Raw genomic sequence first — 26,199 nt, 5'->3', positions numbered from 1 at the left:
TTCATGATTGATTATCGTTCCTGCGATGGGCAGCGGTCGGGATGGGGAGGGCGGCGCCGACCCGCTCGACCGCGAGCATCAGGCACAGCACGGCTTCTTCCGCCACCAGGCTGGCGGCTTGACGTCGAAGCGGACCGGGATCGGGTGCGCGCGTGGCGGAGAAAAGCGCAAGCAGCCGCGCCTCGTCGTCATTGACCAGGACATAGCCGGGCGGTGCAAAGACCAGCCGGGCGAGGCCGTCGATATTGAGCGCGGCCATCGCCATGCCGAAATCCGGCAGCGCCTCCAGCATGTTCCGTTTCGCGAACGGTGCGCGCAACGCGGCGCAGGAGCAGCGGCCCGCCGAGGACGCCTCGACCCAGGTCCGCATCGCTGCGACCAGAAAGGCCATCTCGTCGTCGAGCTGCGTCAGTGGGCGGTCGACGAAACGGTACATGGCGCGACTCCTTCGTGACGATTGGGAGCGCGACTATCGATAATGAGAGTAAGTCGCAATAGCTTTTTAAAGAAGATTCGCAGATTCCGGAGCAGGAAGGTCATGCCGATCGTCGCTGTGCCGTGCGTTGCCGATCGCCGTTTTCGACCCCATATTCAACCCATGGCCATCCAGATTCGCACCAGTCTCGACGAACCCGAAACCGGGCAGAACTTCATTCCGCATCGCCCGGCGCGCCCGCCCAAAGCGGAAGGGGGCAAGGCGTTCAAGCTGGTCAGCGATTATACGCCCTCGGGCGACCAGCCGACCGCGATCGCGGAACTGGTCGAGCAGACCCAGTCGGGCGAACGCGACCAGGTTCTGCTCGGCGTCACCGGATCGGGCAAGACCTTCACCATGGCCAAGGTGATCGAGGCGGTGCAGCGTCCCGCACTGATCCTCGCCCCGAACAAGATCCTCGCGGCCCAGCTCTATGGTGAGTTCAAGTCGTTCTTTCCGGACAATGCGGTCGAATATTTCGTCAGCTATTACGACTATTACCAGCCCGAGGCCTATGTGCCGCGGTCCGACACGTACATCGAGAAGGAAAGCTCGGTGAACGAGGCGATCGACCGGATGCGCCATTCGGCGACCCGCGCCTTGCTCGAACGTGACGACGTGATCATCGTCGCCTCGGTGTCCTGCCTGTACGGCATCGGCTCGGTCGAAACCTATTCGGCGATGATCTTCGACCTGAAAAAGGGCCAGTCGGTCGATCAGCGCGAGATCGTGCGCAAACTCGTCGCGTTGCAGTACAAGCGCAACGACGCGGCGTTCCAGCGCGGCAATTTCCGCGTCAAGGGCGACAATCTCGAAATCTTCCCGTCGCATTATGAGGACACGGCGTGGCGGGTGTCCTTCTTCGGCGACGATATCGAGGAGATTGTCGAATTCGACCCGCTGACCGGCAAGAAGGTCGCGAGCCTCGACTATGTCCGCATCTATGCCAACTCGCACTATGTGACGCCGGGGCCGACGCTGAAACAGGCGATGGAAGCGATCAAGTTCGAGCTTGCGGAGCGGCTCAAGGAACTGGTGCCGGAAGGGAAATTGCTTGAGGCGCAGCGGCTCGAACAGCGCACCAATTTCGATCTCGAGATGATCGCTGCGACCGGTAGCTGTGCGGGGATCGAGAATTATTCGCGCTTCCTCACCGGCCGCATGCCGGGCGAGCCACCTCCCACCTTGTTCGAATATCTGCCCGATAACGCCTTGTTGTTCGTCGATGAAAGCCACGTGACGATCGGCCAGATCAACGGCATGTCGCGCGGCGATCATCGTCGCAAGCTGACCCTGGCCGAATATGGTTTCCGCTTGCCCAGCGCGATCGACAACCGCCCGCTGCGCTTCAATGAATGGGAAGCGATGCGGCCGCAGACGACTTATGTCTCGGCGACGCCGGGCGGATGGGAGATGGAACAGACCGGCGGCGTGTTCGCCGAGCAGGTCATTCGTCCGACCGGGCTGATCGACCCGCCGATCGAGATCAAGCCGGTCGAGGAGCAGGTCCAGGACCTGATCGTCGAGGCGAAAAGGACCGCCGAGGCCGGCTATCGCACATTGGTCACGACATTGACCAAGCGCATGGCCGAGGATCTGACCGAGTTCATGCACGAGGCCGGGCTCAAGGTCCGCTACATGCATTCGGACGTCGAGACGCTGGAGAGGATCGAGCTGATCCGTGATCTTAGGCTTGGTGTCTATGACGTATTGGTAGGGATCAACTTGCTGCGCGAGGGGCTCGATATTCCCGAATGCGGGCTGGTTGCGATCCTCGATGCCGACAAGGAAGGGTTCCTGCGCTCCGAGACCTCGCTGATCCAGACTATCGGCCGTGCCGCGCGCAACGTCGATGGGCGCGTGATCCTCTATGCCGACCGTATCACCGGCTCGATGGAGCGGGCGATGAACGAGACCGGGCGCCGCCGCGAAAAGCAACTCGCTTACAATGCCGAGCACGGTATCACGCCGCAGACGATCCGCCGCAATATCGGCGACATCATCAAGGATGTGTCGAACCGCGACCAGGTGACGATCGAGATCGACGAGGATCGGCCGCACATGGTCGGCCACAACCTCCGCGCGTATATCGAGGATCTCGAAAAGCAAATGCGCGCCGCCGCGGCTGACCTGGAATTTGAGACCGCAGGCCGGCTGCGCGACGAGATCCGCCAGTTGGAGCAGGAGGAGCTCGGCTTGCCGGTCGATCAGCAGAAAGCGCCGTTGATGGGCCGCTCGAACGAAGGCAAGCCGGGGACGCGCAAGACGCGTTACGGCAAGAGCCAGAAGATGCGCATGGGTGGCAGCGGGCGGCGGTCTTGAGGGGGGCCTTGCTCATTGCCACTCTCGCGGCCGTGACGGCATGCGATCGCCAGACAAGCTTCTCGAATGCGCCGGTTCAGCGGGGATGGGAAGCGGGCTGGCATTATACCTGGGGCAATGGATCACCGCGGGCTTATTATGGTTTCGGGCCGCCACAGATGGTATTTGGCGGCACCTGCCAGGAATATCCGTTATTTCTGCTCCTGGGCGGTGATTACGGCGCGCGGGTGGCAAGTTTTACCGTAGAGATCGACGGCAAAAAACAGGAGTTTCCGGCATTTAAAGGCGCCCATGAACGCTCGCTGCTTCTGACACCGAAGGCAGCGGATGCGGCGACGGATCTGGCCATGAAGTCTCTGGCCCAGCGTCTCGCCAGTGCACGCACGCCGATCGTCATAACGACCGATGACGGCTGGACCAGGAGTGTGCCGCCAAGCCCGATGATTGCGCGCTTCAATCAGGAATGCATCTCCTGGCGCGCACGCCAGGACGCTCAGGCAGCAGCCGTCCCCAGCGACAGGTCTTCCTTGCCGACGCCGTAATAGCTCGCCACGCGGTCGGCATAGGCCTGATCGAATACCGGCGCGTTCGCTGCCCAGCTCGGGCCGCCTTCGAGCACGCGGCGGTCGATCGTCACGATATAGGTGTCGGCGACCGCGTCGAACGACAACAGGCTGAACGGCAGGGGGTAATAGGCCTTGCCCATGCCCAGGAACCCGCCGATCGTCAGCACGGCATAGACCGCCTGGCCGCTGCGCTTGTTGATCATGAAGGCGTAGACCGAGCCGATCTTGTCGCCATCACGGCTGCGCACCGGCATCACATCGACCTTGTTCGACTGGATCAGCAACTGGGTCGGTTCGTCTGACGCTTTGGACATGAATTTCCCCCTTGGAGTCGGTTGCGTAACAGTTTCCGCGCCGTGCGGTTCCTTAGTCTTCCTCGATCAGGCTGGTGCGCTTGGTTTCCGGCAACATCAGGAAGGCGATGGTCGCAGCACCGATGATCGCCGTGACATACCAGTAAAAGCCGGCTTCGATCCCGCCCTGCTTGAACCACAAAGCGACATATTCCGCTGTCCCGCCGAATGCCGCATTGCCGATCGCATAGGGCAGGGCGACACCCAGCGCACGGATATGCGCCGGGAACAGCTCCGCCTTCACCAACGCGCTGATCGAGGTGTAGGCGGAGAGCAGCATCAGCGGCACCAGGATGATCGCAAAGGCGACCACCGGATCGCGGGTCGCCGCCAGGATGCTGAACACCGGCACCGAGACGATCATGCCGCCAAAGCCGAACAGCAGCAGCATCGGCTTGCGCCCCAGCCGGTCGGCGAGCAGCCCGAATACAGGCTGCGCGAGCATGTACACGACCAGCGCGGCGGTCATGATGAAAGTGCCGGTTTGCACCGCGAAGCCGCTAGTATTGGTCAGGAAGGTCTTCATATAGGTGGTGTAGGCATAGAAGGCGCAGCTGCCGCCGGCGCTGATTACGGCCACCAGGATGAATTCGCGCGGGTGCGCTTTCCACAGCGCCAGCAGGCCGGACTTAGGCCGGTTCGCATCGAGCTTCCCGAACGCTTCGGTTTCGGCGAGGCGCCGGCGCAGAACATAGACGACCAGCGCGAGCACGGCGCCGATCACGAAGGCGATACGCCAGCCCCAATCCGCCATCTGCGTCTTGTTGAGGGTCGCCTGGAGGATTGCCGCGACTGCCAGCGCGGTCAGCTGGCCGCCGATCAGCGTGACATATTGAAAGCTCGACCAGAAACCGCGCCGGTCGCGCGTCGCCATTTCCGAGAGATAGGTTGCGCTGGCGCCATATTCGCCGCCGACCGACACGCCCTGGATCATGCGCGCGATCAGCAAAATCGCCGGCGCCGCAATCCCGATCGTGTCGTAACCGGGCACGAAGGCGATCATCAGCGAGCCCGCGCACATCAGCCCGACCGACAGCGCAAGCCCGGCCTTGCGGCCATGCGTGTCGGCATAGCGGCCCATGATGTATGCGCCGATCGGCCGCATCAGGAAACCGACCGCGAACACCGCCGCGGTGCCGAGCAGCTGTGCGGTCAGGTCGCCCTTGGGGAAGAAGGTCGCGGCGAACACCAGCGACAATGAGGAATAGGCGTACCAGTCATACCATTCGACGAGATTGCCGGCCGACCCGCCGATAATCGATTTCAGCCGTTTCGCATCAAGCGCCATAGATGACCTCTCCTGATCGGATACGTCGCTCATCCCGGCACGTTCGCCAAGGAAATAGTCGTGGGGCGGTTGAGCCCGCGGCAGGCTTCGCCCATAGACGCTGTCATGCGTTCGCTTCCCATCCTCGCCCTGCTCGTCGTGTTGGGAGGGTGCGTGGCGCCGTCCAAGCCGCCACCGCGCCCTGCGCCCCGGCCTGTCCCGATCCAGACGCCAACCCCTGCGCCGGCACCCGTGCCGCTCAGTAGCGACTGGCGCGACTGGCCGTTCACGCCGGGCGACTGGGTCTATCGCCAGGACGGGCGGGGTTCGGTCGCGCAGTTCGGCGTTCCCGGCACCGATGCGGTGCTGGCGCTGCGCTGTGATCGTGACTCGGGAGCGATCCGTCTCTCGCGGTCGGGCACCGCTGTCGGCGCGGTGCCAATGACGATCCGCACCTCGACCGTGATGCGCACGCTCAATACGACCGCGACCGGCGGGACGCCCGCCGCGCTTGCCGTATCGATCAACGCGCGCGACAGTCTGCTCGATGCGATCGGTTTCAGTCGGGGACGGTTTGTGGTGCAGCAGCCCGGACTTCCCACGCTGGTCTTGCCCGCCTGGGCCGAGATCCTGCGCGTGACGGAGGATTGCCGCCGCTAGACGGATAGGCTTACCGCCTGGTGCGTTATGCGGACGAGGAGGCGAGGCCATGATCCGCAAGCTCAAGTCCGGCGAATACCGGCTCTATTCCAGGAAGGTCGACGAGAAGACCGGCAAGCGCCGCAATCTCGGTACCTTCGACACGCGCGCGGCAGCCGAAAAGCACGAGCGCGAGGTGCAGTATTTCAAACGGCATTGATGGCGGGGAGTGGGCGCAGCGCGATCAGATCAGCGCGGCGGGCTCGCCCCGATTTGGGCGACGAAAGAGAATCGTCGAAATCGCAGTGAATTACAAGACTTGTATATGCGATTCGGATGATTCACATAGGGTTTGCGCCCAAGCAGGGTGCGCCGTTTCAACAAGCGAAAGGAGGTGATCCGATGTCTCATGGTTCAGCAATGGGGTCGGTTCAGTTCGTTCGGGGGACGCGCCGCTAGCTCTTTGGGATGACGGCGGGGGGTATTTTCCCCCAATCAACGTCGCCGTCTATCGGAGCTTAGCGGTTCGCATGGTCTCCCAAGCTGGAGCTTCCGGCCGCTGACCATGTCAGGAGGTTGCCGGTGCCCTTGATGGGGCATCGGCAGCCTCTTTTCATGTCTGGCACATGCCATTTCATTCTTCGCCCCGGGCTTGTCCTCGGTTCAACCGTCCCGCACAGTCCAGCCATGGTCATTCCGTGATCGCTGCGGATCGGCAGATGGATTGGGGCATAATGCGCGTTCTTCACTTCGCTTTCAGTGTGGCGGTCACCATCGCGGTCCCATTCTCTGCCCGGGCCGCGCCGGCGGTCGATGAGCGTTCGATCCCCGACCTCCAGGCCGCGATGGCGAAGGGCAGCGCATCGAGCGAAGCGATCACCCGCGCCTATCTCGCGCGGATCGCAGCGATGGATCGTACCGGGCCGACGCTCCGCGCGGTGATCGCGGTCAATCCCGATGCCCTCGCGCAAGCCAGGGCGAGCGACGCGCGGCGTAAGGGCGGCAAGACGCTTGGCCCGCTCGATGGCATTCCGATCCTGATCAAGGACAATATCGAAACGCTCGATCCGATCGCGACCACGGCAGGCAGCCTGGCGTTGAGGGACAATGTCACCCACCGCGACGCGCCGGTGGTGGCCGGATTGCGCAAGGCCGGCGCGGTGATCCTCGGCAAGACCAATCTCAGCGAATGGGCCAATATTCGTTCGTCCCATTCGATGAGCGGCTGGAGCGCGGTCGGCGGGTTGGTCCGCAATCCCTATGCGCTCGACCGCAGCTCGTGCGGGTCGTCGAGCGGATCCGGCGCGGCGATCGCGGCGAGCTTCGCGGCGGCGGCACTGGGGACGGAAACCGATGGATCAGTGGTCTGCCCGGCATCGATGAACGGGCTTGCCGGGCTGAAGCCGACGGTCGGCCTGGTCAGCCGCACTCATGTCGTGCCGATCAGCCATAGCCAGGATACGCCGGGACCGATGGCGCGCAGTGTGCGCGATGTCGCGATCCTCTTCTCTGCGATGGTTGCCGCGGATCCGGCCGACCCGGCGACCAAAGATGCGGGCAATCATGCGCACGACTATGCCCGATCCTTGTCTGCTGGCGGCTTGCGGGGCGTGCGCATCGCCGTTCTGCGCCCCGATATGCCCGAAGCGCTCAGGGCGAAATATGAAACCGAACTGCGCGCGCTGGAAGGGGCCGGGGCGGTGCTGATCGAGGCGACGCAGCCCAAGCTCGACGGCATGGGCCAGGCCGAGGGCGATGTGCTCCACACTGAGCTCAAGGCCGATCTCGACGCCTATCTCGCATCGACGCCGGCGAGCGTGAAGACGCGCACGCTCGATCAGGTCATTGCCTTCAACGAAGCGAACAAGGCGGCCGAAATGCCATTCTTCGCGCAGGAGACCTTCCTTGTGGCCGCGAAGACGCGCGGCCTGGCGGATGCGGAGTATCTCGGCGCGCGCGCCAAGTCATTGCGGCTGGCGGGAACCGAGGGGATCGATGCGATCCTCAAGACCGCCGGGGCAACGATCATCGTCGCGCCGACCTATGGCCTGCCCTGGCTCAGCGACAGCGTGTCGGGCGACAATTTTGACGGACCAAGCGCGAGTGAATTGCCCGCCATTTCGGGCTATCCGCACCTCACCGTGCCGATGGGGCTGGTGAAGGGGCTGCCGGTCGGCATGTCGTTCATCGCCACCGCTTATGGTGACCAGGCTGTGCTCAATGCGGGCTATGCCTATGAGCAGGCAAGCAAGGCACGCGTCGCGCCGAAATATCTACCGGTCGCCGATCTGGGGCTGGGGCTGGATGGAGTGCGATAGGTTTCAGTGCAGGGTCAATTCTTTTCCCGTTCCAGCAATTCCGGCCGAATATGGATCGCGGTCAGCGACATGCGCACTTCGATCAGGAACGAGATCAACGCGGCGATCAGCAGCGCCATGGCGAGGATGAACGAGATCGCGACGACCGTGCCGATGTGAAGCTTGACGATTTCGGCGACGAACAGGCCGGCGACGACCAGGCAGGTCATCACCGCGCTCGATACTGCCAGCACCAATGCTCGGTTGATTACCGTCATGCGCCGGTCGAGCAGGCGCAGTTCCCATACATGGCGATCATGCTCGGGCCCGGTCGAGCGCGGGTGCAACTGCTCGATCGCCCGGGCGCGGTCGACCACGCGCGACAGACGCCCGGCCAGGACGTTGAGCAGCGCGCCGATCCCGGCCAGCATGAACACCGGGCTGAGCGAGAGCTGGATCGTCTGGGCGATGGTGGTGACGGCGGGCGTGGAGAACATCGCGCGACTGTGACGTGTGCGCGCTCATATGGTCAAGCTTGAACAGGTTGGTAACGCATCGCCGCCTATAGCGGCGCGCATGAACAAGCCGATGCGCCTCGACGACTTTGTCCGCCTGCCCGCCACGACGCGTGCGGTCGCGCTCGACGGATTGTCGGGGCTGCTCGACCTGGTGGCCGAGTCCGCACCCGAGACGCACCGCTTCCTGCGCTATCAATGGTTTGCGGCAGCGCTGCAGGTCTATGGTGGCGCTGCGCGCACGATCGTGATCGAGCAGGACGGCAATCCGGTCGTTGGGCTGCCGATGGTCCGCTTCGGCCCCGGGCCGGCGCGGCTGGCAGCGGTGCCGGGCTGTTACTGGCCGTTCCGCAGCTTCCCGGCGAGCCGATCGGCCGACGCAACCGCCTTTGAAGCGCTGGTCGAACGGCTCGGCGCAGAGATCAACGCACTGCGCATCGGCCCGGTCTATGATGGCGACCCATCGCTCGAACCCCTTTTGGTGGCAGCGCGGGCGAAGGGGTGGGCGGTGCTCGACCGTTTCGTTGCTGACAGCTATCGGCTCGACATGGCAGCGGCCCGGACCGACGGCACCTGGCCGCGCAACTCGACGCTGCGCAAGAACCGCTTCCACGAAAAGCATCTCGGCGAGCATGGTATGCTCGACTGGCGCTTCCTGAGCGGCGAAGACTGGGTGGCGGGCGGCTTCGACGCACTCGCCTCGGTCGAGGAGAAGAGCTGGATCGCGGCGCGCACCGACGGCCGCGATGCGAAGTTCACCGAGAGCGGACACGGCGCTTTCTGGCGCGCCGCGGCGGCGGACCCAGCATTGGCGGCGATGATGTGGGCGGGGTTGCTCACCGTCGATGGCACACCTGCCGCTTTCTCGTTCGACATCAATGCCGGGGCGCTGAAATACGCCATCGCCAACAGCTATGATCCAGCTTTCGGTAAGCATTCGCCGGGCAAGCTGCTCTATTACCGCAATCTTGTCCGCGCACTGGGGGACGGGATCAGCACGGTCGACTGGGGTGCGGGCGACAGTGGCTATAAACGCGTTATCGGCGCCGAACGGGGGCCGGCGATCCGCGACTGGCTGCTGGTGCGGCCGGGACTGCCGGCACTGCTCGGCCGTGCGCTGAAAAGCGTGTGGGAGCGCAGCGGCAATGCGCCGGTCCACACCGACGCCGACGCTGCGGAGAGCTGAAACTTACCCTCCCGTTACCGCCACCAGATTGTCGTCGCTGTTGCGGTCGATATAGGTGTTGTACGGATCAATCCCGGCAAAGGCCGGTTTGCGCTTCGATACCACGCGGATCACTTGCTGCCCTGATTTGACCGGCAGGCGAGTCATCGAGATCACGTCCTTCGCGGCAAAGGCGCCGAGCCCGGGACGCTGGTCGAACAGGCCGATATCGATGCTGTCGGCCAGTGCTGCGGGCTTTTCGACGCCGGTGCCGTTGGCATAGAATTTCGCTGCATTGACCGTGATCGCGGTTTCGAAACTGCCGTCGGCCAGCTTGCGCGTCGTCGCGCTCGTCGCCTTCAGATCGTAGATGGTGATGCGGTCGAGCAGATCGAGCACCAGCTCGCGCTCGGCAGGGGTCCGTGCCAGCGACAGAAAGCCGTTCACCAGGTCGAGCGAGCGGGCATAGGGCTGGCTCTTGAAGCGGTATTTGTCGAGCAGGCCGGCAAGCATGTGGTTGACCCGATCCTCGCCGAGGCGATCCTGCAGCAGGTACATCACCACGGCCCCCTTGCGGTAATGGATATAGGGCTGGTTCTCGACCCGATCGAGCGGCAATTCCTCGATCCGTTCCGACCCGCGCGCGCGCAGATAGCTGTCGAGCTCATATTTCAGGAAGCGGCGGATCTTGTCCTCGCCATACATGTGCTTCATCACCATCAGCGCGGAATATTGCGCCATGGTCTCGACCAGGATGGTGCCGCCCTGCATGTCCGCGCTGATCAGCTGATGCGCCCAATATTGATGGCCCAGCTCATGCGCGGTGACATAGGTGACATAGTCGATCTTGTCGGGGTTGCGGGTGTCGGCGATGAAGCCGATCCGTTCCGAATAGGGGATCGTGCCGGCGAACGCCTGGGCGAAGGTCTGATAGCCGGGGAATTCGATGATCCGCGCATAGTCGAACTGATAGGGCCCGAAATGGGCGCGGTAATAGCCGAGCGACGCCTTCATCGCGGCGAGCATGCGGTCGACGTTATAGCTGTGCTTGGGATCGTAGAAGACCGACAGCTTCACGCCGTCGGCCATTTCCGATTTCTCGGCATAGCGCGCCGACTGGATCGAGAAGAAGGCGAGGATCGGTGCGCCCGATACGAAGTGCGCGGTGCGCCGTCCGTTCACGGTCGTGTCCGCAACCTTGCGACCCGGCGCGATCGGCACCTGACCCGCATCGGTCGACACGGTGATGTCGGCATGTACCCAATCGGCGTCGCCGACATAGTTACGGCGCTGCGCCGCGACATCCTCGAGCTTGGCCGGGCGCAATTCGGGCGTCAGGCCGTATTGGCGGCGCTTGGCCCGGTCGGTCAGCAATCCGTCGCGGTTCATGCCAATCTGCGGCATGAGATTGAAGTTGTTGAGGAAGGTACCGTTGGCGATCAGCGAGGTGTCGTCGCCATTGGCGCGCAGGCCACGCTGTCGGCGCTCGGTCCGGAAAGTGAGGGTGCCGGTGGCGCCGGGCGCGAGCGGGGTGGCGAAGCGGTAGATGCGGTACTTCATGTCCGCATCGTCCATTGCCAGCGTCGCGCCGGGAATGCCGATCGCGACGATCCGGGTATCCTCGTCCGTCAGGCGGACATGCAGCGCCGGCAGCGGTGCGCCGGTATCGTTGACGAAGCGGTAGGTGCCACTGGTCTCGGCGCGCCGCTCGGCGGGATAAAGCGCGACATTCATCGTGATGTCGGTCAGCGACGGCTGCAGCAGTTTTTCGTATTTGAGATATTTCTTCTCGAATGCCGCGAGCCGCTTCTCGCCGTCTTCCTGGGTACGGTAGGTGTTGAGGATATCCATGTTATAATAGAGGAACCCACCCGTCACCGCTGCGACGACCAGCGCGCCGCCGAGGATCGCACCCGGCGGGCCGACCAGCCGCCGCGGCAATTGCGCGAGACGGGGCTTCAGCCGTGTTTCGGTGCCGCGCCGCCAGAGCAGGTGCGTCAACACCGCGAGGATCACCGCGAACGCGCCCCAATAGAGCCGCAGCCACCAGCCGAGCGCGCCGCCGATCTGCGCGCCGTTCATGTCGGAAAATTGCTGTGATCCGACACTGCCGTAATTGTACAGCGGGTGACCGAAGCCGATATTGCTGAGCGTGATGGTCCCGACGAGATAGATGACCATGACGGCCCAGCCAGTATATTTGTTCGGGCTGAGCGCCTGGACGAACACAGCGAGGATCGCCGTGATCGCCAGATCGACCGCTTGCGGTGCGATGTACCAGGCGAGGTAGTGGCCCAGGGCGAGGTCGTGCTGGCCACGGAATAACTGGACGACTATCGCCGCGATGACCGAAATGACCACCGTCGAGAGCAACACGCCAGTGACCGCCAGCGCCTTGGGCAGCAAATATGCCCAGTTGGGAAGCGACGTCGCGTCGATGATCTCATGCATCTTGCGCTCGCGGTCGCGCCAGACGAGTTCACCCGAATAATAGATTGCGATGATTATTGGGATAATCCCGAACGCGCCGAGCAGCGTGTCGATGATGGCAAAGGTCAGTGGGCGAGCGGGCGTACCATAGATCTGGTTGGAGAGAAGCAGGCCCGACACGGCGTTGAACAGTCCGAGCACCACCAGCACGAAATAGGCCGGGCTGCGGAACACCTGCCGCATCTCGAACCGGCATCGTGCCGACAGGCGCGCCCAGGTCGCGGCCGCGGGCCGCACCGGCGGCAATGTTGAAACGATCAGCGGTTCGGTGGCGGCGAGCTTCGCGTCCTTGCGCGCCTGCTTGCGCAGTGTCCGCTTCGACGTACCGCGCTCAGTGAAGCTGAAACGAGTATAGGCGAGCGCCAATGCCGCGAGCCCGATGGCGAACCAAACCAGGCGGTTGACCATCATTATGCCGGTGATTGCAGGGGTCGATCCGTTTGCTTCGCTCGCCGTCCAGTAGCGTGTGGCGTTGCGGAATGCGGCGATGCCGAACGGCTCGATATAGCCCGACATGTCGCGCAGCTCGGGTTTCGACCCCATGACGGTGAGGAGCACGGTGTAGAGGATAAGGAAAACGACGACGCCGAGATAGCTGTACATCATCGACCGGGTCATGGTTGCAACGGCGAAGAAGATCGCTGACGTCATGAACAGGTTGGGCAAGGCGAAGAGCAGGTAGGCGTAAAGAAAGTCGCCCCAGCGGTTCGGCCCGAGCGTTTCCGAATCGATCCAGGGCATCAGCGACCCGATCCAGATCGCCAGCGGTACCGCGAGAAAGGCGACCGCCGCGGCAACGAATGCGCCAAGGAAGCGCGCCATCAGATAATCGAACTTGTTGACCCGGGTCGATCGGACCATCGGCCCGAAGCCGCTTTCATCATCGCGGACGATCACATTCGCGACGAACGCGGTCGTCACGAACATGAAGAACAACGACAGGATCATGTGCGTTTGCGCAATTGCGACCGGCGCGTTCTTGTGGATGTTGCCGCCGCTGCCGATCTGGATCTGGTCGACCGTCATCGATCCGAAGGTCATCAGGAAGAACAGGATGGCGACCACCCAGAAAACCGGGTTGCGGAGTTGATAGCGGAGCTCGAACCGCGCGATCTTGCCGAACATGTTCCTGGCTTCCCTTAAGCGGCGAGCGGCGGGGCGACGCGGCGTGTGCGGGCCAGCGTCGAGAAATAGACGTCCTCCAGGCCGCCTTCGGTCGGGGCGAACCCGTCCTGCGGATCGCGGTCGGACAGGATATGGATGATCGTCCGGCCGCCGAACAGGCGCGTCGAAATGATCTCGTGCCGGGTGCGATACTCCTCCAATGCCGTCCGATCGATCGTCTTCGCCCAGACATTGCCGCGCGTCTGCGCAATCAGGTCGAGCGGCGCCCCTTCGAGCTGGATCCTGCCCGCCGCCAGCACCGCCATGCGCGGGCACAGGTCGGCGACATCGTCGACGATATGAGTCGACAGGATCACCACGACATTCTCGCCGATCTCGGCCAGCAGGTTGAGGAAGCGGTTGCGCTCCTCCGGATCGAGGCCGGCGGTTGGTTCGTCGACGATGATCAGCTCGGGATTGCCGATCAGCGCCTGGGCGATGCCGAAGCGTTGCCGCATGCCGCCGGAAAAGCCGGCAATAGCCTTTTTGCGCACTGACCAGAGATTGACCTGGTTGAGCAGGGTCTCGACCGTTTCCTTGCGCTCGCGTGCCGACGCGACGCCCTTCAGCACCGCCATGTGATCGAGCATGTCGTAGGCGGAGACGCGCGGATAGACGCCGAAATCCTGTGGTAGATAGCCAAGCCGCTCGCGCAGTTTCTCCGGGTTTGCGACGATGTCGATCTCGCCGAAGCGAATCGTGCCCGACGTCGGCGTCTGCAATGTCGCGACCGAGCGCATCAGCGTCGACTTGCCGGCACCGTTCGGACCGAGCAGTCCATACATCCCTTTGGGAATGCTGAGCGTCACATTATCGAGTGCGCGGGTTCCGTTCGGATAGACATGAGTGACGGCGTTGAGTTCGAGCACGCTGAATCTCCCTTTGCGCGGTATCCTATCGCGTGTGTTAGAAAGCTAAAGCACTTATTTGCCCATTCTGGACGTTTGAACGTGCGCCGTCCGTCTAACTTCTTCTTAACCGCGTTTTCCTAAGGGTCGGAAGTCCGCTCGCTGTTCGAAGCGGCCATCTTGAATGGAAGCGCCATGGCCAAGCACCTCCCCGAACCCGGCAGCATCAGCGAGATGCTGGATATCACCGAAAAATTGTCGCTGTTCGGCTTTACCCCGGCCGACCTCGATGTCGCGGCGACGATCTGGGAGATTCTCGAACCCGAAGCGCGGGCGGTGTCCGAAACGCATTGGGAGCAATGGCACCGATTCTTCGGCGATCAGCAGCGCTTCGTGTCGCACGATCATGAACGCGCCATCAAACTGGGCATCGATTATCTGCGCAACCGATTTCGCCACCCCGACCAGCTCGAATGGGTGCGCTCGGCCGAGCGTACCGTGGCCGCCGCGTTCGGCACGGACGTTTCGCTTACTGCCTTGCTCTCGATGACCTGTGCCGGGGCGTCCAGGGCGCTCGACATATTGTCGAACCGCCATGATTGCTCGAAGGAAGAGCGCCAGCGCATGAACGAAGTCTTTTCACGGCTGCGTTCGCTCGAATGCGACATCTACGCGACGCTCTACGGCGCCTATACGATGTTCGATGCGCGGCATCAGCGCGACATGCTGGCCGATAGTTTTCGCGACGGGATTGCGGCAACGGTCGAGTCCGCGACACAGGAAAGCAGCGATCTGCGCAAACAGGCGGCGCGCAGTTCCACATCGGCGCGCGGCATGCTGACCAAGACATCGGAAGTTGCGGCCGCGGCCGAACAATCGGCCGTCGCGATGCGTGAGGCGGCGCACACTGCCGCCGGCCTGATCCGCGCGATCGAGGATGCGCGCAGCGAAGTCGAGGCGGCGACCGGCATTGCGATGCGTGCCTCGGTCCAGGCGGGGCAGGCGGTCGGCATGTCCGAGACGCTGTCCGATCATGCCAAGTCGATCGAATCGATCCTGGCGCTGATCCGCGACATTGCCGGGCAGACCAATCTGCTTGCCCTGAACGCCACGATCGAGGCGGCGCGCGCCGGCGATGCCGGACGGGGCTTCGCGGTCGTCGCGCAGGAAGTGAAGTCCCTGGCCAGTCAGACTGCCCGCGCCACCGACGATATCGCCGCCAAGATCGCGGCGATCCAGTCGGCCACCCGTTCGACCGTTGACACCAATGCCGGCATCAAGGCGACGGTTGCCGAGGTGCAGGAAAGCGCCAACCGCATCCGCGTCGCGATGGAAGCGCAAGCGCAGACCGTCACCGCAATCACCGCAGCGGTCGACGAAACCGCACTTGCCGCGGATTCCATGTCGAACACCATCGCCGCGATCCGTGAGGATACCGAAACCGTGGCCGCGGATATCGACGGTGTCGGGCGCGGGTTCGATGTGCTTGATGGCCGGTTGAGCAATCTCAAGGGCAGCGCGGGCGATTTCGCGGCCAGGGTCGCCGCCTGATTGCCCGGCTCTAGCACCTCGAACTGGCTGTTATTGCGGAAAATAATTTTTCCTGGCTGTTAAGTTGGATTTCCGAGGACGAATTCTGATTTGTTTTCAGCATCTTACGTCCGGCCTGGCTGTTATCGAATAACAGCCAGCTAACAGCCAGCATAACAGCCAGGTAACAGCCAGTTAACAGCGAAGAAGCTGGCTGTTCTCGCAGGAACAGCCAGTGCCAACCAGATCCATTTCACGATGAGAAAGAGCGCGCCGGATTCCGCAAAGGAAGAGCCGTCCAGCAAGGTCTGCCTCAAGTGGCGTTTGCGTTGAATCGCGGCGCACACGGACCTTCTGCGGATGATCCGTGTTTGGCTATCGTTGCAGCCATGACATCGGCATGTGCATAGCGGCTGGGCACGCCACCCCAACGGGGGCCAGGGGAGAATGCCAGGGGAGAATGAATGTCGCATCACTGGTGTGCCCGCGTTGCGGCCTGTCTCGCGCTGCTTGCGCCGTTCCCGGCCATCGCGTCCGAATGGTGGTATGTGAACAGCGGGCCCGGCCGGGTGCTGTTCGTCGATGCGCGGTCGATCGAGCGGCGCCAGGATATCGTCACCTATTGGACGATGCATGTCATCCGCCCCGGCGAGCCGGAGGTCATGACCAAATCCCGGATGCGCGCCGATTGCGGCAAGCGCAAGCTCGGCCTGCTCACCATGGTGCGTTACGACGAGCAGGGGCGGGGGATCGGGCAATCGGTGACGCGCCCCGGCCCGATGCGGACGGTCCCGCCGGATACGCTGGGCGATGCCGAGTTCCGCTTCGCGTGTGGCGATGAAAGTCATCGGGTCGCGAACGACCTGTTCCCGCTTGCGATGGACGAGGTAACCTTTGCCGAAGCGTTGATTGCACGCGGCAACAAGCCCGACGAAGCACATACCCTGCACGAAGCGCTGACGGGTCAGGCGGCTCTTGTTGCGGACTCCGTTTCACCGCCTGCCGAGGCGCCTGCGTCCGCGGGCGAAGAGACTCAGCCGCCCCCCGAAGAAGATGTCGCGGAGCTCAAGCAACTCGAGGAGGCGTGCGGCGCCAAAGACGCGGTGGTTTGCCGACGGCTCGGGACCAGGTTTGCCGAAGGAGATGGCGTCGCGAAAGATCAATTCCGTGCCGCGGCGCTGTTCGATCAGGCCTGCACGATGGATGAGGCCAATGGCTGCACCTTGCTCGGCATTGCCTACCATAATGGCGATGGCGTCACGCGCAATGCCGAGCGCGCGGCCGCCTTGTTCGCGCAAGCCTGTGAGAAAGGCGGGCCGGCCGACTGCGGCAATATTGGGCTCGCTTATGTGAAGGGCGAAGGGGTGGCGAAGGATGTCCGACGCGGGGTCGGCTATTTCAAAATGGCGTGCGACAAGAAGAATGCCGCCGCCTGTTCCAGCCTCGGCGCGGCCCATACGCTCGGGATCGGGACGAAGATCAATTTGAAGCGCGCACGACGCCTGTTCGAAAAGGCCTGCGACGGTGACGACGCCGGCGGATGCTATAATCTTGGCGTGGTCTACGATCAGGGGCTGGGCGTGACAAAGGATCCGGTGCGTGCAGCATCGCTCTATGTCGGGGCGTGCGACCGGGACGATGCCGCGGCGTGCGGCAATCTCGGATCACTGACCCAGAATGGCAGCGGCGTTGCGAAGGATGTGGGGCAGGCGGGTCTATTGTTTGCCAAGTCCTGCGATCTGGGAGATGCCGATGGCTGCCTCAACCTTGGCCGTGCCTATCAGGCCGGCTCGGGCGTGACGCGCGACCTGGCCCGCGCCGCCGACTTCTTCCGGCGTGCGCTCGTGATCGAGCCCGACAAGGCTGATGCCCGCCGCGCACTCGCCGCCGTCACCCCGCGCTAAGCTCGCGTCACCAGCCTGAGCCGCCGCCGCCGCCGCCACCACCGCCCGAAGAGCCGCCACCGGAGGAGCCACTTGACGAGCTGTCGCTCGAACTGTCGCTGCTGGACGACGCCGGCGACGTCGCCGCCGAAGCGATCGTCGACGAGAGTGATGCGCCGACTGTCGAGACGAACGCGGTGGTGCTGTTCCAGGGGTCGCTGCTGCCGCTGTACCAGCTGACCGATGGCGTCGTCGTGCCGTCTGCCGCGGCGGCCGCCAGCACCCCGGTAAAGCGCTTCGCCCAGCGATTCTCCACCTCCAGCGCGATCGCATAGGGCAGATAGCGTTCGAACAATGCCGCGGTCTTTTCCGGCGGATTGAGTGCTTCCAGCCGCTCCTCCTCGGTCACCGACAGATAATGGCGAAAGCCAAGTATCCGGTCGCGCATCGGCCATCCTTCGGCGGTCGGTGCGCGCAGCCGCGATTGCGTGACCGCGATGAACGGAATCGCGATTAGCGGCAGGATCAGGGCCAAGGGGTTATAGCTCGTCACTGCGATGGCGATCAGCGCGACGGCGAACATGGGCACCGTCATCCAGATCAAGACCGTTGCGATCCATGAAAGGATGCGCCAACCGCCTTTACGCGCGCGGGTCTTCTTGCGCGCCCAGCTGAGCAAGCGCAGCGCGACCAGCCCGGCGACGAGCCCACCGACAACGCCGAAAATGGTCAGCAGCGGGTTCGACGTATCGACCAGCGCCACGAACAGCGCCACGAGCAGGAACAGGCCGCCGAACAATGTCCAGCCCAGGAAGCTCTTCTTTGCGGCATCGGAAAAATAGCGATCCTCACCCAGGCTGCGATCCAGGCCGTCACCTAGCGCAGCACGGGCGTCCGATAGCGATTCGTAATTATCCTGGGTCAGTTCGATCGTCGTCCGGCGGCCCTTGAACAATTGCCCGAACATCTTCTGCTCGGCGGCCGGCAGGGGCGTGCTTCCCGCGGTCTCTTCCAGCGTCCGGGACGGCTTGCCCCAGCTACCCGGCGCCTCGACGATGCGCAGCCAGCCGCGCACGGCGACATCGACGATCGCGGCGGAAAAGGCGCGGTTGTCGAAGTCCATCCGCCAGATCAGGCGTAGTGCCGCGGCCGAAAGATCGTCCGGCGGGGAAAAGAGCGGGACGACCGGGCGAGGGTCCGGATTGCGCTTCACCCGCCACCAGGTGAGCGCGAGATAGGCGAGAATCCCGAGCAGCCCGACAATCGCCAGCAGCATCGCGCCATTTTCGCGCAATGCCCAGCCAAGCCGGGTCGCGGTGCTCGGTTGCGCCACCACCCCCTTGCGCCATGCGACAGCGATGGTGAGGCCTTCATATTGACCAAGCGGCTGTGTCGTGCGGAAGACGATCCGCCCCGGCTGTTCGTCCACGACCGCCGCATCCTGCGCGGTTGCGCCCTGCTCGCCAGTATAGACGGCGCGCTTGCCGAACGGCACCGCGGCGGGCAGCGTGATCCGCGCCTCCGCCTGCTCGATCGGGAAGGCCCAGCCGGTGCCGGTGGCGTTCCAGTAAAGCTCGTCGAAATCGCGGTAGAAGCCGATCTGGCGCGTGGTGCGATACTGAATGCGATAGACATGCTCGCCCGACGGCAGCAGCGTGTCGGCATCGCCGATCTGCACCCGCCGGCCATTAGCCATCCCCATCAGCTTATAGGGTTCGGGATGCCCGTCGCGCGCCACCGAGACCATTTCGAAGCCGACCACGATGTTCCGCCCGATCCCGTTGCGATAGCTGGTGGGGAAGTCGCGCCGGATGCCGCGTTTGATCTGGTCGCCCGCGGCGACGATGTGGATCGTCTCGACCACGTCGAGTGTGCCGTCGGCCCCGACCTGCACGTCGCTGACGAAGCTGGTGATGCGTTCCTGCGCCCCGGCAGGGACAGCGACGAGCAACGCCAGCGCGGCGAGCAGCCTCGGCAATCCTCGCATGACGATCAGCTTTTCCAGTCGAAATGAACCGCAGGGGCGGTCGCGATCGCGGGGTCGTTATCCTCGAAGAACGCTTCCTCGCGAAAGCCGAGCGGGCGCGCCACCAGCAAGTCGGGAAAAGAAGCGATCCGCGTGTTCAGGTCGCGGACGGTGGCGTTGTAATAGCGCCGCGCACCCTGCAATTCGCTCTCTATTTCCGAAAGTTCATCCTGCAGCTGGCGGAAATTCGCATCTGCCTTCAGCTCGGGATAGGCCTCCGCCACGACCATCAGCCGGCCGAGCACGCCGCCGAGTGCGCTGTCCGCGCGGGCGGCATCGCCGGGGTTGGCCGCCTGGGTCGCTTCGCTGCGCCGGGCGGTGACTTCGTCAAGCAGGCCGCGCTCGTGGTCGGCATAGCCGGCGACCGTATTCACCAGATTGGGGACGAGATCGGCACGGCGGCGCAATTGCACGCTGATGCCGCTCCATCCTTCGCGCACCAGCGCACGGGCACGAACCAGCCGGTTATAGATCAGCACGACGCCGATGAGCGCGAGGGCCACGATGATAATCGGTAACCATAGGGCAATATTCATCGGGTTCGTTTTCCTATGCAGACCAGGATGGCCTACCATGCGGGCTGACGCCGGCTTTGAGAAGGCCGGACATGGCCGTTGGCGAATTTGGCCACGGTGCGCTGACATCGCGCGATCCATCCCTATATCGGCCGTACCTCCTCACTAGCGGTGCCCGACATGACCAAGCCAATGAAGATCGATTTCGTTTCGGACGTCTCCTGCCCCTGGTGCATCATCGGCCTGCGCGGGCTCGAACAGGCATTGGCCAACGCATCCGACGTGGTGACGGCGGAGATCAGCTTTCAGCCATTCGAGCTCAATCCGGCGATGCCGCCCGAGGGGCAGAATATCGTCGAGCATGTCGCGGAGAAATACGGCTCGACACCCGAACAGTCGGCTGCCAATCGCGAGGCGATCCGCGCCCGTGCCGCGGCACTGGGCTTCACCATGGCGGGCACCGACCAGAGCCGGATCTACAACACGTTCGACGCGCATCGCCTGCTGCACTGGGCCGGGCTGGAAGGGCGCCAGGCGGCGCTGAAGAATGGCCTGTTCGAAGCCTATTTCACGCATGGGCGGAATCCCGGCGACCATGACGTGCTGGTCGAGGCGGCCGAGCGCGCCGGGCTCGACCCGGTGGCGGCGCGCGAGGTGCTCGCCTCGGGCCGCTATGCGCAGGAGGTGCGCGATGCCGAGCGCCTGTGGCAGGGGCGCGGCATTTCCGCCGTGCCCGCGGTGATCGTCAATGACCGCTATTTGATTTCAGGTGGCCAGCCAGCCGAAGCGTTCGAACACGCCATTCGCGAGATCGCGGCCGAAGCCTGATCCAGCGTTTGATTCAGCAAGCCGGCACCGGCTTTCGGCGCAGCCGGATCAAACTCTAGCCCGAAAGCGACTGGCCGTCGTCGATCGTCATCACCGAGCCGGTCATATGCGCGCTGTCGTCCGATGAGAGATAAAGCAGGGCGCTGTCGAGTGCGTCCTGGTTCATCAGGCGGCGACGCGGCCATTTGGCGATCTGGCGCGCGCCGCCCTCGGTTTGAAACCAGTCGGCGTTGAGATTCGTCTCGATATAGCCCGGGCATAAGATGTTGACGTTGATGCCCTGGCGCACCCAGTCGCGCGCCAGGGTGCGGCCAAGCTGCAGCGACGCGGCTTTCGATGCGGCATAGAGCGCGAGGCCGGGCGAGATCGCCGTCGCGGTGATCGACGAGATGATGACGATGCGCCCGCGTCCATTATCCGGCGAGCCGGCTGCGATCATCCGCCGCGCACCCTCACGCACGGTCAGGAACACGCCGCGCACATTGACCGCCATCACGGCGTCGATCGCATCGGCATCGACCTCAAGCGCAGGGCCCGCCACGTTCATCCCGGCATTGGCGATCACCGTGTCGACGGCGCCGAAGCGCGTCTCGGCCGCATCATAGGCGGCGATCACCGATGCTTCGTCGGTCACGTCCATTGGCACGGCGAGCGCCGCGCCGCCCTTGTCCTCGATCGCCTGAACGAGATCGGCGAGCTGCGCCGTGCGCCGCGCGCCGACCACCACCCGCGCACCGGCACTGGCGAGGACCTGCGCAAAGCGTGCGCCGAGCCCCGAAGACGCCCCGGTTACCAGCGCGACGCGCCCCGCAAGCCTGTCCATGGTCACCGACTCCTATCTGCCTTGCGACGCCTGAGCATCGCGCTTGATCTTTTTGGCGAGGCTCCATTTACGCTCCTCGGTCAGGCCGTCATAGATGCGGAAGGCGCGCACCTCACGGAAGATCTGTTTGACGATCGTGTCGCCCGACACGTCGGTGCTGCCCATCACCTTGCACGCAGTGATCGGCGACGTGGAACAGTGCGGCTGCAGGGTCCTATCCTGCATAAGTCAGCCGGTGGTGGCGAAGCGAAGTGTTGGGGTCTCGTGCAACGGCGCCATCTGGTGGCGCAGAGCGAAATCGACGACTTGCCGCCCGACCATCGAAAGCTGCTCGACGATCTCGGGCGCGCTGGCCCCGTCGGCGTCGCATTTGGTCTCGCGGCTGTTGATCGCGGCGGCGAATGGTGTCGGCCAGCCGCGGAAGGCATGGGCGATCGAGCGGAGCGCAGCGATTGTGCTGCCGGTCGCCTGCCAGCCATAGGCAGTGGCGATCAGCCCGACCGGCATATCACTCAGATAGGGGCGGCAAGTATCTCGCGCCGTATCCTCAAGCAGGTCGAGCGCGTTCTTCACCAGGCCCGAGACATTGCCGTGATAGCCGGGGCTGGCGACAATCAGCCCGGCCGCGGCGCGGACAGCCTCGACCAGCGCGCGCTCCTCGGCCGTGCGGGCCGGCGACTTGGGATTGTAATGCGGCAGCAATGCCAGCGCCGCGCCGTCGAAGAGCATGGTCCGTGCCCCGGCAGCCTCTGCAGCGGCGAGAGCGATGCGCAGCGCGGATTCAGTCGATGAGGGTCCGCCGGTCGTCCCGCCGATTCCAACGATCAAGGGCCTGTCATCGTTCATGACGCACTCGCCTATTATTCAAACAGTGATTGGTTTCTACGCAACCCGCCGGATTGTCAACGCTTGCGGCCGCAGCTCAGGGTCAGAAACCCGGCGTATGATCGCTGCGCAACACCACGCGCGAGGTGGCGAGCAACAACGGGGACGGGCCTTCGAGAAAGTTGATCTCGTCGGCACGGGTCCGCCGATACGCCTCGATCCGAGCGGCTGAGCGCATATCGTCGGTCGTCTCGAACCAGGTAATGGCGGCGCCGTGGAACGGGATCGCCGGTGCTGCCGCGGCGGCCGGCGTCAGATGATTCTGCTCATAGCGCAGGAACGGAATCGCGCGCGCCAGCGGGCCATGCCGTTCGAGCCAGTAAAGATCGAAATCCGCCTGCGAGACATCGGGCCGGCGGCGGATCAGTTCGATGCTCTTGATCGCCCCTTCGGGCACATCGCCGGGTTGCAGCACCGCCACCGTCACCGGCAGCGTGACACAGCGTGCCTTGCACTCCATCGCGATCGGCGACCCTGCCGGTGTGCCGCGCGCATCGCGTTCTTCTGGTGTGGCGTAATATTCCTCGGAATAGCCATCGAAGATCGGCTCCATCTTGCGATAGGCGCCGGGCAGGCAGTGATTTTGCACATAGCCCACCAGCCCCGGAATCTCCTGCGCATGCGCCTGCGCGTCGGCCAGCCACTTGGCCGCGAACGTGGTTGGGTCGAGCCCGCCCGGGCGCTTGAGCAATCGTATCAGCTTGTGCATCTGTGCCTCGCGTTCAGCTTTCCTGCGCCTGGGGGCGGATCAGGATTTCGTTGATATCGACCTCGGCGGGTTCACCGATCGCATAGGCGATGGCGCGTGCGACCGTATCGGCGGGCAGTGCGATCTCGGCGGCGCTGGCCAGGCGGCGTTGCGCGGCGGGATCAGTGAGCTTGTCGAACAATTCGGTCTGGGTTGCGCCGGGCGAGATGATCGTGGTGCGGATGCCGTCGGCGGTGACTTCCTGGCGCAGAGCTTCGGAGATGACGCGCACCGCGTGCTTGGTCGCGGCATAGACCGCCGACCCGCCGTTGATGCGGTGCCCGGCGACCGACGAGATCGAGATGATATGCCCGCTGCGCTGCGCCTTCATGCCCGGCAACACCGCGGCGATGGCATAGAGGACGCCTTTGATATTGGTGTCGATCGTGCGGTCCCAGCCGTCCACATCGAGCAGGTCGAGCCGCGACAGCGGCATGATGCCGGCATTGTTGACCAGGACATCGACCGTGCCGAAGCGGGCGACGGCGTGGGTGACAAGCGCGTCGAGGTCCGCACGCCGGGTCACGTCGGTCGCTACCGCCATCGCCTTGCCGCCGCGCGACTCGATCGCCGCGACGAGCGTGTCGAGCCGATCGGTGCGCCGCGCCGCCAGCGCCACCGCGGCGCCGCTTTCGGCCAGCCGGATCGCGGTCGCCTCGCCGATCCCGCTGCTCGCGCCGGTGATGATCACGGTCTTGCCGGCGATGATGCCCATCGATCCCCCCCTGATTTTCGGCCAGACACTGTCTGTCGTTATTATCATTCGTGGTAGCACAGAGGCGCCACATGCTGTGCTTCTCCGCTGAGTATATTATCTAACATTGATTGGAAACAAGCTCGCTGATAGAGGCCGGGTTAAACAAAGTTTCAACCGGAAGAAGATTCTTGGCCCAGCCGACCGCCTATATCGTCGACGCCCTGCGCACCCCTGGCGGGCGGCGCAACGGCAAGCTCGCCGGCTGGCACCCGGTCGATCTCGGCGCTGCGGTGCTCGATGCGCTGGTCGCGCGGACCCGCATCGATCCCGGCGCGGTCGAGGATGTGATCATGGGCTGTGTCAGCCAGTGCGGGCAGCAGGCGGGGCAGGTCGGGCGCAACGCGGTGCTTGCATCACAACTGCCCGACGGCGTGCCGGCGGTGACGATCGACCGCCAATGCGGATCGTCGCAACAGGCAATCCAGTTCGCCGCGCAGGCAGTGATAAGCGGCACGCAGGACATGGTGATCGCCAGCGGCGTCGAGAGCATGACGCGCGTACCGATGTTCTCGCCCAGTACGTTGTTCGAGCAGGCAGGGCTCGGCACGTCCAAGTCTCCGGGTCTGGAACTACGCTATCCCGGTATCCAGTTCAGCCAGTTCAGCGGCGCCGAGGCGATCGCCCGCAAATATGGCCTCTCGCGCGACGATCTCGATCTTTATGCGCTGGAAAGCCATCGCCGCGCGGCGGCGGCGACCGATCGCGGCGATTTCACCGCCGAGCTGGTGCCGCTGACGATCGAGACGCCGGATGGCGCCGTGCTGCACGACCGTGACGAGGGGATCCGCTACGACGCGACGCTCGAGTCGATCGGCGCGGTCCGGCTGTTGCAGGAGGGCGGGGTGATCTCCGCTGCCAATGCCAGCCAGATTTGCGATGGCGCGAGCGCGGTGCTGATCGTCAGCGAACAGGCGCTGAAGGATCACGGCCTGACGCCGCTCGCGCGGATCCATACTCTGACCGTGACCGGCGGCGATCCCGTGATCATGCTGGAGGAGCCTTTGTTCGCGACCGACAAGGCGCTGAAGCGTGCCGGCCTGCGCATTCAGGATATCGACCTTTACGAGGTCAATGAAGCGTTCGCGCCGGTGCCGCTTGCCTGGCTCAGGCACACCGGCGGTGACCCGGCCAGGCTCAACGTCAATGGTGGCGCGATCGCGCTTGGCCATCCGCTTGGCGCATCGGGCACCAAGCTGATGGCGACGCTGATCCATGCCCTGCGCAAAAGCGGCGGGCGTTACGGCCTGCAGACGATGTGCGAGGGCGGCGGCACCGCCAATGTGACGATCGTCGAGCGGTTATGAGCGTGCTGATCATCGAGCGCCGCGGGGCGGTGGATTGGGTGACGCTCAACCGCCCCGAGCGACTGAATGCGCTCGACGAGAATTTGACCACCGCGCTGAGAGGCTATTTCGAGCGCCTCTATCGCGATGAAGAATGCCGCGTGGTGGTGCTGCGCGGCGCGGGTCGGGGTTTTTGTGCTGGCGCCGATCTTGCCTCCGACCTGACGCGTGAGGTGCAGGAGGATGGCATCGGCGCGGCGATGCGCGTGCAGCGCGGCATCCGCGATATCATGGTGGCGATGCGCCGTTGTCCGCAGCCGATTGTCACTCTGCTCCACGGCGCGGCGGTCGGTGGCGGCTTCGTCCTTGCGCTGGCCAGCGACATCCGCATCGCCGCGACCGGCACGCGGATGAATGCCGCTTTCATCAAGATCGGGCTGGGCGGATGCGATGTCGGCGTCAGCTATCTGCTGCCGCGGCTGATCGGCGGATCGGCTTCGCATGAATTGCTGCTCACCGGGCGCGATCTCTATGCCGATCGCGCGCTGCGGCTCGGGCTGGTGTCCGAGGTGGTCGCGGAGGAAGCGCTGGCGGCGAGTGCCGCGCCCTATGTCGAGGCGATGCTGGCAACCGCGCCGCTTGCTCTCGCGATGACCAAGGAAGTGCTCGACATCAATCTCGACGCGCCGAGCTTTGCCGCCGCGCTGGCGCTGGAGGATCGCAACCAGGCGCTGCTGTCGCAGGGCGATGATTTCCGCGAGGGCGTCGCGGCCTTTCGCGCCAAGCGGACGCCTGAATTCAGGGGCCGATAGACGGCATC

The 26,199-nt window shown here is 64.1% G+C and carries 23 protein-coding genes and 1 pseudogene; 11 read left to right on the top strand and 13 right to left on the bottom strand.

What is annotated here, in order from left to right:
• Position 1: 1 nt before the first annotated feature.
• Positions 2–436 carry a hypothetical protein gene (locus ACRECS_RS10600; protein ID WP_431582932.1) on the bottom strand — a complete coding sequence of 145 codons (435 nt, stop codon included), beginning with the start codon at positions 434–436 and terminating at the stop codon, positions 2–4.
• Positions 437–598: 162 nt separating this feature from the next.
• On the opposite strand from ACRECS_RS10600, the gene uvrB reads away from it, so the two are divergent.
• The gene (gene uvrB, locus ACRECS_RS10595) at positions 599–2,797 is read left to right on the top strand and encodes an excinuclease ABC subunit UvrB (protein WP_431582992.1); all 2,199 of its coding nucleotides are present in this window, start codon (positions 599–601) and stop codon (positions 2,795–2,797) included.
• An 8-nt stretch (positions 2,798–2,805) separates the two neighbouring features.
• Entirely contained in the window at positions 2,806–3,339 is a 534-nt protein-coding gene (locus tag ACRECS_RS10590; RefSeq protein WP_431582931.1) for a hypothetical protein, read from the top strand.
• Here ACRECS_RS10590 and ACRECS_RS10585 read toward each other — a convergent pair.
• Together ACRECS_RS10585 and ACRECS_RS10580 are read right to left on the bottom strand one after the other, a co-directional pair.
• On the bottom strand, positions 3,291–3,677 hold the full coding sequence (locus ACRECS_RS10585) for a PRC-barrel domain-containing protein (RefSeq protein ID WP_431582930.1): 387 nt from the start codon (positions 3,675–3,677) through the stop codon (positions 3,291–3,293). The genes ACRECS_RS10590 and ACRECS_RS10585 overlap by 49 nt on opposite strands.
• Positions 3,678–3,729: 52 nt before the next feature.
• The gene (locus ACRECS_RS10580) at positions 3,730–5,004 is read right to left on the bottom strand and encodes an MFS transporter (RefSeq protein ID WP_431582929.1); all 1,275 of its coding nucleotides are present in this window, start codon (positions 5,002–5,004) and stop codon (positions 3,730–3,732) included.
• Positions 5,005–5,109: 105 nt separating this feature from the next.
• Between ACRECS_RS10580 and ACRECS_RS10575 the strand changes: the two genes are divergently transcribed.
• The 3 genes from ACRECS_RS10575 to ACRECS_RS10565 all read left to right on the top strand — a co-directional run bounded on the left by ACRECS_RS10575 (position 5,110) and on the right by ACRECS_RS10565 (position 7,940).
• Entirely contained in the window at positions 5,110–5,643 is a 534-nt protein-coding gene (locus ACRECS_RS10575; protein ID WP_431582928.1) for a hypothetical protein, read from the top strand.
• Positions 5,644–5,692: 49 nt separating this feature from the next.
• Positions 5,693–5,842 carry a hypothetical protein gene (locus ACRECS_RS10570; RefSeq protein WP_431582927.1) on the top strand — a complete coding sequence of 50 codons (150 nt, stop codon included), beginning with the start codon at positions 5,693–5,695 and terminating at the stop codon, positions 5,840–5,842.
• 514 nt (positions 5,843–6,356) lie between these two features.
• Positions 6,357–7,940, top strand: coding sequence for an amidase (locus ACRECS_RS10565; protein ID WP_431582926.1), 1,584 nt, complete (start codon positions 6,357–6,359; stop codon positions 7,938–7,940).
• 14 nt (positions 7,941–7,954) lie between these two features.
• Here the strand turns inward: ACRECS_RS10565 and ACRECS_RS10560 are convergent, their stop codons facing one another.
• The gene (locus ACRECS_RS10560) at positions 7,955–8,416 is read right to left on the bottom strand and encodes a DUF2721 domain-containing protein (protein ID WP_431582925.1); all 462 of its coding nucleotides are present in this window, start codon (positions 8,414–8,416) and stop codon (positions 7,955–7,957) included.
• Positions 8,417–8,495: 79 nt separating this feature from the next.
• On the opposite strand from ACRECS_RS10560, the gene ACRECS_RS10555 reads away from it, so the two are divergent.
• Positions 8,496–9,620, top strand: coding sequence for a GNAT family N-acetyltransferase (locus ACRECS_RS10555; protein ID WP_431582924.1), 1,125 nt, complete (start codon positions 8,496–8,498; stop codon positions 9,618–9,620).
• Positions 9,621–9,623: 3 nt separating this feature from the next.
• Here the strand turns inward: ACRECS_RS10555 and ACRECS_RS10550 are convergent, their stop codons facing one another.
• Positions 9,624–13,214 carry a M1 family aminopeptidase gene (locus ACRECS_RS10550; protein WP_431582923.1) on the bottom strand — a complete coding sequence of 1,197 codons (3,591 nt, stop codon included), beginning with the start codon at positions 13,212–13,214 and terminating at the stop codon, positions 9,624–9,626.
• A gap of 14 nt (positions 13,215–13,228) precedes the next feature.
• The gene (locus ACRECS_RS10545) at positions 13,229–14,122 is read right to left on the bottom strand and encodes an ABC transporter ATP-binding protein (protein WP_431582922.1); all 894 of its coding nucleotides are present in this window, start codon (positions 14,120–14,122) and stop codon (positions 13,229–13,231) included.
• 174 nt (positions 14,123–14,296) lie between these two features.
• On the opposite strand from ACRECS_RS10545, the gene ACRECS_RS10540 reads away from it, so the two are divergent.
• Complete coding sequence (locus ACRECS_RS10540) at positions 14,297–15,652, top strand: methyl-accepting chemotaxis protein (protein WP_431582921.1); 1,356 nt, start codon at positions 14,297–14,299, stop codon at positions 15,650–15,652.
• A gap of 443 nt (positions 15,653–16,095) precedes the next feature.
• Positions 16,096–17,535 carry a tetratricopeptide repeat protein gene (locus ACRECS_RS10535; RefSeq protein ID WP_431582920.1) on the top strand — a complete coding sequence of 480 codons (1,440 nt, stop codon included), beginning with the start codon at positions 16,096–16,098 and terminating at the stop codon, positions 17,533–17,535.
• Between the two features lie 7 nt (positions 17,536–17,542).
• Here ACRECS_RS10535 and ACRECS_RS10530 read toward each other — a convergent pair whose 3' ends face one another.
• Positions 17,543–19,501: a DUF2207 domain-containing protein gene (locus ACRECS_RS10530; RefSeq protein ID WP_431582919.1), complete on the bottom strand. Its 1,959-nt coding sequence runs from the start codon at positions 19,499–19,501 to the stop codon at positions 17,543–17,545.
• 5 nt (positions 19,502–19,506) lie between these two features.
• Entirely contained in the window at positions 19,507–20,043 is a 537-nt protein-coding gene (locus tag ACRECS_RS10525; protein ID WP_431582918.1) for a LemA family protein, read from the bottom strand.
• Positions 20,044–20,235: 192 nt separating this feature from the next.
• Here ACRECS_RS10525 and ACRECS_RS10520 point away from each other — a divergent pair, with 192 nt between their 5' ends.
• Entirely contained in the window at positions 20,236–20,883 is a 648-nt protein-coding gene (locus ACRECS_RS10520) for a DsbA family oxidoreductase (RefSeq protein ID WP_431582917.1), read from the top strand.
• Positions 20,884–20,938: 55 nt separating this feature from the next.
• Here ACRECS_RS10520 and ACRECS_RS10515 read toward each other — a convergent pair whose 3' ends face one another.
• From ACRECS_RS10515 to ACRECS_RS10495, 5 genes and pseudogenes are all read right to left on the bottom strand, one after another.
• Positions 20,939–21,706, bottom strand: coding sequence for an SDR family NAD(P)-dependent oxidoreductase (locus tag ACRECS_RS10515; RefSeq protein WP_431582916.1), 768 nt, complete (start codon positions 21,704–21,706; stop codon positions 20,939–20,941).
• Between the two features lie 12 nt (positions 21,707–21,718).
• Positions 21,719–21,908 (bottom strand): annotated as a pseudogene (locus tag ACRECS_RS10510) (acyl-CoA dehydrogenase family protein); the annotation flags it as partial.
• Between the two features lie 26 nt (positions 21,909–21,934).
• Positions 21,935–22,552: an NADPH-dependent FMN reductase gene (locus ACRECS_RS10505; protein ID WP_431582915.1), complete on the bottom strand. Its 618-nt coding sequence runs from the start codon at positions 22,550–22,552 to the stop codon at positions 21,935–21,937.
• Positions 22,553–22,634: 82 nt separating this feature from the next.
• Positions 22,635–23,300 carry an EthD domain-containing protein gene (locus ACRECS_RS10500; RefSeq protein ID WP_431582914.1) on the bottom strand — a complete coding sequence of 222 codons (666 nt, stop codon included), beginning with the start codon at positions 23,298–23,300 and terminating at the stop codon, positions 22,635–22,637.
• 13 nt (positions 23,301–23,313) lie between these two features.
• A complete protein-coding gene (locus ACRECS_RS10495) occupies positions 23,314–24,054 on the bottom strand; it encodes an SDR family oxidoreductase (RefSeq protein WP_431582913.1) in 741 nt (246 codons plus the stop codon).
• Positions 24,055–24,224: 170 nt separating this feature from the next.
• Between ACRECS_RS10495 and ACRECS_RS10490 the strand changes: the two genes are divergently transcribed.
• A complete protein-coding gene (locus ACRECS_RS10490) occupies positions 24,225–25,400 on the top strand; it encodes an acetyl-CoA C-acetyltransferase (RefSeq protein ID WP_431582912.1) in 1,176 nt (391 codons plus the stop codon).
• Positions 25,397–26,191: an enoyl-CoA hydratase/isomerase family protein gene (locus ACRECS_RS10485; RefSeq protein WP_431582911.1), complete on the top strand. Its 795-nt coding sequence runs from the start codon at positions 25,397–25,399 to the stop codon at positions 26,189–26,191. The genes ACRECS_RS10490 and ACRECS_RS10485 overlap by 4 nt, the downstream gene beginning before the upstream one ends.
• The last annotated feature ends 8 nt before the right edge of the window (positions 26,192–26,199 follow it).

It is taken from the genome of Sphingomonas sp., assembly GCF_050725575.1.
Taxonomy (GTDB): Bacteria; Pseudomonadota; Alphaproteobacteria; order Sphingomonadales; family Sphingomonadaceae; genus Sphingomonas.
This window is presented reverse-complemented; position numbering and strand designations above follow the sequence as displayed.